Annotated in this window: 10 protein-coding genes; 6 read left to right on the top strand and 4 right to left on the bottom strand. The window is 41.9% G+C overall.

Annotated features, from left to right (window positions below):
• Nucleotides 1-31 precede the first annotated feature (31 nt).
• The 5 genes from ACM0OP_RS05065 (at nt 32) to ACM0OP_RS05045 (ending at nt 5356) form a co-directional block, all read left to right on the top strand.
• Nucleotides 32-724 carry a hypothetical protein gene (locus ACM0OP_RS05065; protein ID WP_414527314.1) on the top strand — a complete coding sequence of 231 codons (693 nt, stop codon included), beginning with the start codon at nt 32-34 and terminating at the stop codon, nt 722-724.
• A gap of 71 nt (nt 725-795) precedes the next feature.
• The gene (locus ACM0OP_RS05060; protein ID WP_414527299.1) at nt 796-1239 is read left to right on the top strand and encodes a hypothetical protein; all 444 of its coding nucleotides are present in this window, start codon (nt 796-798) and stop codon (nt 1237-1239) included.
• A gap of 284 nt (nt 1240-1523) precedes the next feature.
• Complete coding sequence (locus ACM0OP_RS05055) at nt 1524-2786, top strand: ATP-binding protein (protein ID WP_414527298.1); 1263 nt, start codon at nt 1524-1526, stop codon at nt 2784-2786.
• Nucleotides 2783-4453 carry a tetratricopeptide repeat protein gene (locus tag ACM0OP_RS05050; RefSeq protein WP_414527297.1) on the top strand — a complete coding sequence of 557 codons (1671 nt, stop codon included), beginning with the start codon at nt 2783-2785 and terminating at the stop codon, nt 4451-4453. The genes ACM0OP_RS05055 and ACM0OP_RS05050 overlap by 4 nt, the downstream gene beginning before the upstream one ends.
• Before the next feature lie 219 nt (nt 4454-4672).
• Nucleotides 4673-5356 carry a TerC family protein gene (locus tag ACM0OP_RS05045; protein WP_414527296.1) on the top strand — a complete coding sequence of 228 codons (684 nt, stop codon included), beginning with the start codon at nt 4673-4675 and terminating at the stop codon, nt 5354-5356.
• A gap of 138 nt (nt 5357-5494) precedes the next feature.
• Here the strand turns inward: ACM0OP_RS05045 and ndk are convergent, their stop codons facing one another.
• Entirely contained in the window at nt 5495-5944 is a 450-nt protein-coding gene (ndk, locus tag ACM0OP_RS05040; RefSeq protein ID WP_414527295.1) for a nucleoside-diphosphate kinase, read from the bottom strand.
• 239 nt (nt 5945-6183) lie between these two features.
• Between ndk and speA the strand changes: the two genes are divergently transcribed.
• Entirely contained in the window at nt 6184-8193 is a 2010-nt protein-coding gene (speA, locus tag ACM0OP_RS05035; RefSeq protein ID WP_414527294.1) for a biosynthetic arginine decarboxylase, read from the top strand.
• Between the two features lie 120 nt (nt 8194-8313).
• Here the strand turns inward: speA and ACM0OP_RS05030 are convergent, their stop codons facing one another.
• The 3 genes from ACM0OP_RS05030 to ACM0OP_RS05020 form a co-directional block, all read right to left on the bottom strand.
• Entirely contained in the window at nt 8314-9483 is a 1170-nt protein-coding gene (locus ACM0OP_RS05030; protein WP_414527293.1) for a sugar phosphate nucleotidyltransferase, read from the bottom strand.
• A 237-nt stretch (nt 9484-9720) separates the two neighbouring features.
• The gene (locus tag ACM0OP_RS05025; protein WP_414527292.1) at nt 9721-10512 is read right to left on the bottom strand and encodes a segregation/condensation protein A; all 792 of its coding nucleotides are present in this window, start codon (nt 10510-10512) and stop codon (nt 9721-9723) included.
• 277 nt (nt 10513-10789) lie between these two features.
• Nucleotides 10790-12946 (bottom strand): polyribonucleotide nucleotidyltransferase, encoded by a 2157-nt coding sequence (locus ACM0OP_RS05020; RefSeq protein WP_414527291.1) that lies wholly within the window; start codon nt 12944-12946, stop codon nt 10790-10792.
• Nucleotides 12947-13026 lie beyond the last annotated feature (80 nt).

Below are 13026 nucleotides of genomic sequence, written 5' to 3'. Positions count from 1 at the left end.
AAAGCATTAGTTATTGAAAGTAGGGCATCGTTTGCAAGCACAAGATATTAAGGATCAACTAAAATCCCTCATCGAGCAAGCCTCCTCGATAGACCCTAACTTGGCCAAAAAATTAAACGAAATCAATCGTTGGGTAAAAAACATTAGACCAGGTTCTCTGACAGCAAAACCATTTGTCCTCGCCTTTCTTTTAGAAGTAATTACAGACTCCACCATTTGGCTGATGATTAAATCATCACCTTCAGCAGCAGAACAACAAGCCAAATTCGAGCAAATGACCCCCAATGAGAAATATTGGTATAGTGATCTTTTTCCCAGATGGATTAATGCAAATGACTCCAAATTTTACATTTGGAAACAAAAACTCATGGCAGGGGAATTTAATCAGGGAGATGATGATATCATTAGAGCTATAGCCCAAGATATTGTGCAGCGTGAAGGTAGTGTTTGGAAGCGTTATATTGCCGATTTGTCAATGGCAACGGATTTAATTGTTAGTAGTCATCAGCACAAACCACTATGTATTCAAGTGACCAGTGTATCTGAAGAGTTTAACCATCAAAAGTATCATTTTTGGCAAAATACACTGCACACCTGGGAAATAGAGAGAGGAATATTTGTAAGTTACAATCCCAAGGATGCTAATTTCATCAAGCAATTAGTCAACATAGCACTGTACAACAGTGACTATCTTTCTGGCGGCAAGTATTTGAAATTCGACTGACACTTCCAACGGTTCAAGATTTCCACATTTGCCTTGATTCCCTACATATCCATCAGATCATCACAGCTTTTATGTCTCACCTACAAGAAACTCAAAGCTACGAAACTCCTGTCGAAGAATTTGCTCAAGCTTTAGCAACAGCCAGAAAAATGCAGCAGGATTGGCTAACTTATGGGGTAGATTTTGTTCATTTTTATGTAGAAAATGCGGATAGTGATTGGCTAGAAACTTGGGGACATGATGAAATTTTAGAGGACAAATTATTAGACAATATTAAGGAGTTTTTAGTCAGTAGTGATGATGTTGCTGTGAGACTTCGCAAACATATAGGAAATGGTTCTTTGTTTGATTTGGCGGTAAATTTAGAAGAATGTTGTAGAATTGCGGAAAGTCAGGAGAAATTCTGTATAGTCAGAAATCTTTTAGCTGGTGAAGACAATGTTGATTTAAATAATCAGGAATTATTAAATTTAGCAGAGAGTCTCTTAGAAAAATTAGCAAAGATTTCTGAGTAAAGTCAACTGGCGACTAGAAGTCACAGCTATACAAACGAAACCCACCTACGTGGGTTGAAAATCCTACGTTTCTCGTTAGTCTGCGCAGGCGGACTTAGTTTGTGTAGTAGCATATCGCTAACGCGAAGCGTAGCCATATTATATTCGCCCAAAACTTTTAAAACATCCTCTAAGATTTACTGTATTGCTCTATATGAGTTTTACAATAAATTTATCAACTTACTATTTTAAGGACATTTGCAGTCATGATATGAATAGATAGCCATTTTAAAAGCTGTATTTCTATGTCTAAAGATTTGTTAAAGTCCTTTCAAGAAGCCTATCGCAACTTAGAATTGCTTCCTTTGTCCCAGGAAAAAGATTTAAGAAATTTCCGGGTTGATTATGGTGGGGATACTATTGATGAATTAGAACAGCTAGTTGAAGATAGCCCTAGCAGTGATGGCAAAATTATTTTTACGGGACATCGTGGTTGTGGTAAGTCAACTTTACTAGCAGAATTTAGCCGCAATATTCACGATAGATATTTTGTGGTGTTTTTCTCCATTGCTGACACTATCGAAATGTCTGATGTGAATCATATCAACATCTTGTTTGCTATCGGACTTAATTTAATGCTGGAGGCCGAAGCACGTCAAGTAAATATTCCCCAATCGACAAAAGATGCTTTAGAAACCTGGTTTACTACCCGCACTCGCACTGAAGCAACTAGCGACAATAGTATATTAAAAATACTTAGCACTAAATTAAAAGTAGATTCGACAATTCGCTACGAAATCAAACAGGAATTTGAACGCAAAATATCTGAATTAGTTGCCCAGTTAAATATTATCGCTGCATCAATTCAAGCAGTATATAAAAAAGATGTCTTAGTAATTATCGATGATTTAGATAAACTTGACTTAAGCGTTGTTAATCATATTTATAAAGATAACATTAAAGCCCTGTGTTTACCAGGATTTCGGATTATCTACACAATTCCGATTGCGGCACTGCGAGAAACTGCACTCAAGCCAATTATTGAGAATGAAACAAATGACCAAGTTGTGGTTATGCCTGTTTTAAAGTTATTTGCTAAAGGTGATAGTCGCCAGCCAGATGCAAAACCACGTCAAGAAACATTTGATATTCTCTGTAAAATTCTCCAAAAACGCATTCAACCAGAGTTAATTGAACCGGAAATAGCCAAAAATATCGCTTTAAATAGTGGTGGTGTCCTGCGGGAATTAATTCGGCTTGCTAACGAATGTTGCCGAATTTGTTTGCGGTTAATTCGTCGCCAACCAGATAAAACTGTGGTGATTAATGCAGATATTTTAGATCAAGCAATTAATAAAATTCGCAACGATTTTTCTTTACCACTGGGCAGTACAGAATATAAAATATTACAAAATACTTATGAAAATTTTAAACCTGAAGACCCCAAAGAACAAGAATTTCTCGATTTATTACATGGTTTGTACGTTCTGGAATATCGCAATAGTAAAAACTGGTATGACGTACATCCCATAGTAGTGGAATTGTTGCGCGATGAGGGTTTGATATGATGACAAATCCAGCATCAAATAATATAGATGAGCAAAATCAAGATGCTTACGATGATTTAATAGTTTCCATTGAAGCTGGTGTGGGACGGTTAAATTTATTAATTGCAGTTTGCGATTATGAAAATTATCGTCAAGAAATTATTTCTCGTTATCAAGGGGAATTGCAACCAGATATTCGTTGTTATCATGTTACTTTACCACGAAATGAACCCAGTTTAAAAGCTGCAATTCAGCAATTAGTTGAAGGCGAAGAATATTTACAGCAACATCAACCCGCAGTAATTACAGTTACGGGTGTGGAACAACTTTATTTTTTGAGGCTAGGTGAGTCACAATCTGAACAAGAAAAGTTTTTTGGTTATTTGCAATGGACAAGGGAAGCACTGCGAGAATTTCCTTTTTCAATTGTGCTGTGGGTAACAAATCAAGTTTTAGTCAACTTAATCAAAAAAGCCCCGGATTTTTGGAGTTGGCGCAATGGTGTATTTCATTTTATCAGCAAACCTAAAAATATTGTTCATGTTCAAGAATTTGAACCAATTAGAAATATATTAGAAAATGGTGAGTTATCAGATTTAAATGATAGCAAATATTCGGGATTACCAATTGCCGATTTAGAAAGATTAGTTGAGGAAATAGAAAAGCAAGATAATCACCAAGAACCAAAATTATTAATTAGTTTATATTCGCAGTTAGGAAATATTTATACAAGACGACTGGATAAAGGAGAAGCACAAAATTATCAACAAGAACAAAACTTAGCAATCAAATATTATTTGCAAGCGATTAATTTACAAACAGAATTAGGTTTAGAAATCGGCTTAGTTACCAACCTTAATAATTTGGCAGGACTCTACAAATCCCAAGGATACTACGACCAAGCTGAACCGTTATTTCTCCAAAATTTAGAACTTTTGAAACGCCTCTTGGGGGACAATCATCTTTCAGTCGCCACCAGCCTCAACAACCTTGCATCTTTATACAAATCCCAAGGACGTTATGACCAAGCCGAACCCTTATTTCTCCAAAGTTTAGAACTCTATAAACGCCTCTTGGGAGACAATCATCTTTCAGTCGCCACCAGCCTCAATAACCTTGCATCTCTCTACTATGCCCAAGGACGCTACGATCAGGCCGAACCCCTGTTTCTCCAAGCCTTAGAACTCTCTCAACACCTGTTGGGAGATAATCATCCCCATATCGCCAAAAATCTCATTGGCTTGGCATTACTCTACTATACCCAAGGACGCTACGATCAAGCCGAACCCCTGTTTCTCCAAGCCTTAGAACTCTCTCAACACCTGCTGGGAGATAATCATCCCGATTTTGCCACCAGCCTCATTGGCTTGGCATTACTCTACGAATCCCAAGGACGCTACGACCAAGCTGAACCCATGTATCTCCAAGGTTTAGAACTTTATAAACACCTGCTAGGAGATAATCATCCCCATGTCGCCGCAAGCCTCATTGGCTTGGCACTACTCTACAAATCCCAAGGACGCTATGACCAAGCTGAACCCCTGTTTCTCGACGCTTTAAAAATTTTTCAGAGGGTATTTGGGGTTGACCATCTAAATACAGTGACTGTTCGCAAACTTTTAGCAGTTCTTCGGGCTAAAGCTAGTTCTACCGCTAAAGCTCAAAACTGTGATAGCAATCTTATTTGATTTGAAAATATCGAGAGGCTCAAAGGAAATGTTAAAACTTTTGGTGTATTGAATAACACCCCGAAATCTCTAACCGTAACGCGATAGCGAAGCGCTGCGATGCGATCGCCTGGATATCCTCACCATCAGAATGCAGCAGCAACAGGTTAAGCTGGATAAGAGTAGCATTTTGTTGCACTTTTCAGATAAATTTTATTTTTCCTGCTTGAGAAACCCGGAATGCTAGACCAAATTTTTGACTATCTTAACTTTCATTTCAGCGTTGAAGCCCCGATAGTCCTGCTAATCTTGGTTCTATTAGAGGCGGTGTTATCTGCTGATAATGCGATCGCCCTCGCGGCCATCGCCCAAGGATTAGAAGACAAGGAACTAGAACGCAAAGCCCTAAACTTTGGTTTAGTCGTTGCCTATGTACTGCGAATCAGCCTGATTCTCACTGCCACTTGGATACAAAAATACTGGCAATTTGAACTAGTAGGTGCTGCCTATTTGCTGTGGTTAGTATTCCAACACTTCACCTCCCAAGAAGACGAAGACAACCAACATCATGGCCCCCGTTTTAACTCTTTGCTACAAGCCATACCCGTAATTGCCTTTACAGATTTAGCATTTTCCTTGGATAGTGTCACCACTGCGATCGCAGTTTCCCAAGAAAAATGGCTAGTCCTCACCGGTGCAACCATTGGCATTATCACCCTGCGATATATGACCGGTTTATTTATCCGTTGGTTAGACGAATTTAAAAACCTGGAAGATGCCGGGTATATCACCGTAGCCTTTGTCGGTTTTCGCCTGTTAATGAGAGTGATCAACGAGAACTTAGTCCCACCAGAATGGGCAGTAATTTCGGCGATCGCACTGGTTCTCGTCTGGGGATTCTCTCAGCGTACTGTTATTGAATAAATACCCGAAATAGAACCCGAAAAAAGTGAAGTAGAGATCAGAGGTTAGAGGCGAGGGAATGAGGGATAAGTTTATTATCAATACCCAGTCCCCAGTCCCCAGTCCCCATTCCCCAGTCCCCAGTCCCCACTCCCTAAATTACTCTTGCAACCAAGGTGTTAAATGTGGTTGCCAACTAACTAATTCTTCCTCTTTAAACCACAAAGCTATTTCTCTCTGTGCAGTTTCCAAAGCATCAGACCCGTGGATCAGATTGCGGCCAATATTAATGCCAAAATCGCCGCGAATGGTTCCAGGTTCTGCGGTTAAAGGGTTAGTAGCACCGATAATTTTTCTCGCAGAAGCCACAACCCCTTCACCTTCCCAAACCATGGCTACAACGGGGCCAGAGGTGATAAATTCTACCAAACTACCAAAAAATGGCCGTTCCTTGTGAACATCGTAATGCTGTTCTGCCAGTTCCCGGCTGACTTTCATGAATTTCAAACCCACGAGGGTAAAACCTTTACTTTCATAACGACGGATGATTTCCGCTATGAGTCCACGTTGTACACCGTCAGGTTTAATGGCTAAAAAGGTGCGTTCCAAAGCTATCTCCCAAAACTTAATACATTTTTTATCCAGTTGTAGTTGTGATCATTGAGGTTTCGTGTTTTGCTGATGTCATCAAGATTTCACACTCTTGACTAATTAGCCACGATTTCAATGACTAATGACTACTGACCAATCAGAGTGTATCTCAGAAATTATCTCTCAGGTGATTTCCGTTGCAGGTTGAATAGGTTAAATTGTTAATTCGTGGGTGAAATACAGAGGTCACGAAAAAAATGGGTGCTGAGTTAACTACTACATCTGAAGAGGTGGTCATGCCTGCTAATGGAAACAAATCAGAAGTGAAAAATCATAAAAAAAAGCTGCTACCACCTAGTAATACCACAGGGCTGCCGCTTTCCTGGAAAATTGAGGATAGCGAGGCTTTATACCGCATAGAAGGTTGGGGAGAGCCATATTTTTCCATTAATGCTGCGGGCCATGTTACAGTTTCTCCCAAAGGCGATCGCGGTGGTTCTTTGGACTTGTTTGAATTAGTCAACGCCTTGAAGCAGCGTAACTTGGGACTACCGATGTTAATTCGCTTCTCGGATATTTTGGAAGATCGGATTGAGCGGTTGAATGCTTGTTTTAACAAAGCGATCGCCCGTTATAACTACCCAGGGGTATATCGTGGCGTATTCCCTGTAAAATGCAACCAAGAACGCCATTTAATTGAAGATTTAGTCAAATTTGGCAAACCGCATCAATTTGGTTTAGAAGCTGGTTCCAAGCCAGAATTAATGATTGCTCTAGCCTTGTTGGATACACCAGGAGCATTGCTAATTTGCAACGGCTACAAAGACCGGGAATACATCGAAACGGCAATGTTAGCCCAAAGACTAGGACAAACCTCCATCATCGTCCTAGAACAGGTGGAAGAAGTGGATTTGGTGATTGCAGCGCACAAACAATTAGGAATTAAACCCACCGTGGGAGTCCGCGCCAAACTAAGTACCCAAGGTATGGGACGCTGGGGAACTTCCACCGGCGATCGCGCCAAATTTGGTTTAACAATTCCCGAAATCATGGCAGCCGTTAACAAGCTGCGGGACGCTAACCTACTTGATTGTTTGCAATTAATGCACTTTCATATTGGCTCACAAATCTCAGCGATCAATGTGATTAAAGATGCCATCCAAGAAGCCAGCCGCATTTACGTAGAGTTAGCCATATTAGGGGCTGACATGAAATACCTCGATGTTGGTGGTGGCTTAGGTGTAGATTACGACGGTTCCCAAACCAACTTCTACGCCTCCAAAAACTACAATATGCAAAACTACGCCAACGATATTGTAGCGGAATTAAAAGATACCTGTGCAGAAAAGCAAATCCCCGTACCAACACTGATTAGCGAAAGTGGTCGGGCGATCGCATCCCATCAATCCGTACTAATTTTTGATGTTCTCAGTACCAGTGACGTACCTCTAGAATTACCAGAACCACCACAAGAAGAAGAATCCCCAGTCATCAAATACCTCTGGGAAACCTACCAATCCATCAACGAAGATAACTATCAAGAGTTCTACCACGACGCAGCCCAATTTAAAGAAGAAGCCATCAGCCGATTCAACTTAGGAATCCTGCGCCTCCAAGAACGAGCCAAAGCCGAAAGACTTTACTGGGCTTGCTGTCAAAAAATTCTGAACATCACCAGACAGCAAGAATACGTACCCGATGAATTGGAAGACCTAGAAAAAATCATGGCTTCCATCTACTACATTAATTTATCAGTATTTCAATCAGCACCAGATTGTTGGGCAATAGACCAACTATTCCCCATCATGCCCATACATCGCCTCGACGAGGAACCTACCCAACGGGCAATTTTAGCAGACCTCACCTGTGATAGTGACGGTAAAATTGATCGCTTTATTGACCTACGAGATGTCAAATCAGTTCTAGAACTGCACACCTTCAAACCAGAAGAACCCTATTATATGGGTATGTTCCTGAACGGAGCCTATCAAGAAATCATGGGTAACTTGCACAACTTATTTGGTGACACCAACGCCGTTCACATCCAGTTGACACCTAAAGGCTATCAAATTGAACACGTAGTCAAAGGTGACACCATGAGCGAAGTCCTCAGCTATGTCCAGTATGACTCAGAAGACATGATAGAAAACATCCGTCAGCGTTGTGAAAAAGCCTTAGAAGAAAAACACATCACCCTAGCCGAATCTCAAAGACTACTACAAACCTACGAACAAAGTCTAGGAAGATACACCTATCTGAATAGCTAGAAAAGCAGGGGAGCAGGGAGCAGGGGAGCAGGGGAGAGAGCTTGTAATCCTCTCCAGACCACGCTTCCTAGAAAAATGGGGCTTGATACCCATATTCCCCCTACTTTCTACTCCCATCCTTTAAATAACATTCGTTCCCAACAATTCCTCAATTGCTTGGCGTTCCATAGGTGTTTCCGATGGTGGAGTTTGACGAGCATCAGTAATCAGCCAATCTAAAGCAGCAGCTTGAACATCAATTGCATCTCCCGTCTTATCCACGCAATAACGTCCAAAAACTAACTTATCAACCAGTCTGACTCCTGGCCCTAATCGTGACCATTCAAAAATTACGCTTTTTTCCACAGTTGCGCCACTGCATATCCAACAATTCGGGCCAATCATCGCCGGGCCAACAATCTTAGCACCATCTTCTATCCTAGTCATGCCACCAATGTAAACTGGTCCAGTAATATCCACCTTGTCCCAATTCACCGCCACATTTAAGCCAGTATAGATACCAGGGGCAACCTGATTACCAGGAATTTGCACATTTTTAATATCACCTAACAGTACACCATTAATTGCCCGCCAGTAATCTGGTACTTTACCAATATCGACCCATTCAAAGTCCATTGCAATAGCATAAAAAGGCGCACCAACTTCCACTAATTTAGGAAATAACTGACTACCAATATCAAATTCCACACCAGAAGGTATGTAGTTAAACACCTCTGGCTCAAAAATATAAATACCAGTATTGATATTGGTGCTAATCGCTTCCTCTTTAGAGGGTTTTTCTTGGAAAGCCTTCACACGACCATCTTCCTCAGTCACTACCACACCGTAACTAGAAACCTCTTCCAATGGCACAGATTTGGTAATAATAGTAGCAATTGAACCTTGAGCCTTATGCCACTTCACAGCCGCAGACAAATCCAGATCAATTAAAGCATCACCACACAACACCACAAAGGTATCATCAAAAAAGGGTGAGAAGTCCTGAATACGACGCATCCCGCCAGCAGAACCAATGGCTTCCCCCACCAGTTTACCGTCATCATCAATTTTGCCCTCAAAAGAATAGGCAATTTCGACCCCAAACCGTTGACCATCACGAAAATAGTTTTCAATCTCTTCCGCTAAATGGCTAACATTGACCATAATTTGGTCAAATCCGTGTTGGCGCAAAAGTTCCAGTAAAAATTCCATCACTGGCTTTTGGAGGATGGGAATCATCGGTTTGGGAATTGTATAGGTAATAGGACGGACACGAGTACCCTTACCCGCCGCGAGAATCATGGCTTTCATAAAATTTTATTCCTCAAACACAACTTTAGTTTACTATAGACAAATGTAGAGAGTATTAGTTTGCAAGTTTCACCTTGACTGGGTAAACTACAATCAGTGATATTGTTTGTTAAAAAGCGTTTCGGATGGCTTTTCTCAGGATATTTAACCATCTACTGATGTTAAAATTAAGCTGTTGTCCAGAACTGTAAAGTTGATAACTTGGACTTCTGCACACATCTTTTCATCAGGTCATTATCAAGTTAGCAAGCGAATTTTAATTTCCTGATAAAACTCATCTTGTAATAACTCAACTTTAGATTGAGCAGACAGTAGTAGTAGCGCCCAGAAAACACTAACTGTGTGGCTATTTTCTGATTGATGGTGAGAATTATGATCTTGTGGTGGCTGTGTTTGAGTCCACAAATCGACAAGTTCTTGAAGATTCAAGCAATTTTGTGATAAAGATAGCTGCTTTGCAGAACAATGCAATACTTGCTCTAGTTCTCCAGCTACTTCCGTGAGATTTTCTTGGTGGGCTAACTCTAGGGCCTGGCGCATATTTTGGGCGCTGGTCTGACGTTTGGGGCGAACAGGCTTACTGGATTTTTCTACCAGTTTGAGTTGATTAGCCATAATCTGCAATTGCTTGATCAACTCTTGCAGAGTTACACGGCGTTTGGGAGGTGGCATTGCTGAAGGACGACGGCGGATATGTCGCTCTAACTGTAAACGATGAGCATGATGTAATAATCCGTCTTCACTGGCTAACATTTCATCCTCTAGTACATCTTCCTGTGCTTCTATTCCGGAGGATAATTGCATGAGAGTGTTGGCTTTGAATAACACTAGCATTGATGCTGACAAAAAAGCCTGTCCCGATTGTGACAAGTCTGACTCAATGGCTCCTTTACTTGTGGCCTCCGGTGCCATAAGTTCTAAATAACGGTCAATCACCTCAATAACTTGGACATCCCAAGGGTCAATGTCCCCTTGTTCAGCCTGTGCAATCAGTTGTGTGATTGTTGCTAATAACTCGGAAGCATCCATAAAATTTAGGCTAATTAATCTTTAAAACCACCAAAGCCTGTGTTTATAGCACTAAGCATATACGTTAAAATATAAACTGATCATAAAAGTTAGACACCTCCCACACTCCCCAAACTCCCCACACCTCCCAAACTCCCCACTCCCCCCACACTCCCCACACTCCCCACACCCCACTCCCTACTTCCCTGTAATTTTAAATGTTAAAAATTTCCGGCGATGCCTGGAATCTAGGTAGGCATCGCGGATTTTAGATAAAAATCTAAAATCCCCAACCGATTTAGCGATTTACCGCCGCAGCTTCTCGTGCCGCAGTTGCTTGGTCTGGGTGAATACCCAAACGTGTGAGATTAATGCGTCCTTTATTGTCAATTTCTCGGACTTTGATAATGACTTCATCCCCAACAGCGACTTCATCTTCAACTTTGCCTACACGATAGTCAGCTAGTTGAGAAATGTGAATCATGCCTTCTTTTCCTGGCAAAAATTCCACAAATGCACCAATGGGAATAATTCGAGTCACACGCCCGGCATATACATCACCTTCGTGTAACTTGCGAGTCATGCCTTGAATGATGTTACGAGCTTTTTTAGCCCTGCTTTCATCCACGGCAGAAATTGTAACTGTGCCATCGTCTTCGATGTCAACTTTAGCACCAGTTTCTTCTGTAATCCCCTTAATGGTTTTACCTCCGGGTCCAATGACCAGACCAATCATGTCTGAATCAATCTTGATGGTCAAGAGACGTGGGGCATAGGGTGAGGTGTCAACCCTTGGTTCATCGATAGTCTGGAGCATTTTATCCAGAATATGTAAGCGGGCTGATTTGGCTTGATGGACGGCTTGGGCAATCACGTCTAATGACAGACCAGGGATTTTCATGTCCATTTGCAAGGCGGTAATCCCGGTGTCTGTGCCGGCAACTTTAAAGTCCATATCGCCTAAGAAGTCTTCAATGCCCTGAATATCAGTTAAGACTCGCACTTCGTCACCTTCTTTAATCAAACCCATTGCTGCACCGCTTACGGGTTTGAGAATTGGGACACCAGCATCCATTAAGGCTAGAGTGGAACCGCACACTGAACCCATCGAAGTGGAACCGTTGGAAGAAAGCACTTCTGAAACTACGCGAATTACGTAGGGGAAATCTTCTTTGGGTGGTAATACAGGGATGAGCGCTCGTTCTGCTAAAGCACCATGACCAATTTCGCGCCTTCCTGGGAAACGCATGGGTTTAGTTTCCCCAACGGAAAATGGAGGGAAGTTGTAATGGTGTAGATAACGTTTTGATTGGTCTGTTTGCAAGTCATCGTTGAGGTTTTGGGCATCTCCAGGTGTACCCAGGGTACAGGCGGATAATACTTGGGTTAATCCCCGGTTAAATAAACCACTACCGTGGACTCGCTTGGGTAAAACACCAACTTGACAAGAAACTGGACGGACTTCATCGAGTTTGCGACCATCAACGCGGATGTTATCGTCAACGATTTGACGGCGCATGAAGTGTTTGGTTATGTCTTTAAAGGTGTTACCGAGTGCTTTACTGTTTGCAGTTGCAGCAGCTTTAACTTCGTTTTCTTCTGGTAGTTCTGCGATCGCACTGGCAACTTGATCTTTTACAGCATCTAAGGCTTCATCCCGTTGGGCTTTGCTGTATTCAAATTGAGACAGAATTTTCTTAATCTCATCGCTGGCGCGATCGCGGATATAGTTGTTCAAAGTTTGGTCTTCTTCTGGTGGTGCTTGTTGCACAACTTTCAGACCCATTTCTTCTAATAAATCCTGCTGGGCTTGGATTAAATCTCGGACGGCTTCATAACCAAAATCAATCGCTTCGATAATATCTTGTTCTGGCAATTGATTGGCTCCGGCTTCCACCATGATCACACCGTGGGGGGAACCAGCCACAATCAGATCCAAGTCGCCGTTTTCGGTTTCTGCATAGGTGGGGTTAATAATAAAATCATCACCCACTAAGCCGACTCGCACTGCCGCCATTGGTCCATTAAACGGAATTTGTGCCATCAGGGTAGCAATGGAAGCGCCTGTGACTGCGAGGACATCAGGTGGGACTAACTCATCCATTGACAGGGTGAAGGCGATAATTTGCAGGTCATCCCGCAACCATGAAGGAAACAAAGGTCTCATAGGGCGGTCTATGAGGCGGCTAGTCAGAATGGTTTTTTCTGGTGGACGACCTTCTCTCCGCATGATTCCTCCGGGAATCCTACCTGCGGCGTACAGTCTTTCTTCATAATCCACTGTCAGGGGTAGAAAATCAATTCCCTCTCTGCCCTTTGACCGAGTAGCTGTCACCAAAACAGACGTGTCCCCTGATTCTATTAAAACTGACCCACCAGCCTGGGGAGCTAGTAAGCCTACTTTCAGCCGAATATCCCTACCATCAAAGGATATTGACTTATCAACTTCTGCCATTCAGTTTTTTGTCCTTCTTTTTCGCTTTTCTCTTTCTGTGGCAATCCTAACATTTATGCTCTCAGACTGACTTCTGGATG

Source organism: Nodularia chucula CCY0103 (genome assembly GCF_963923915.1).
Classification (GTDB): domain Bacteria; phylum Cyanobacteriota; class Cyanobacteriia; order Cyanobacteriales; family Nostocaceae; genus Nodularia; species Nodularia chucula.
The sequence above is the reverse complement of the archived record's forward strand: the minus strand, read 5'-3'. Positions and strand labels throughout refer to the sequence as shown.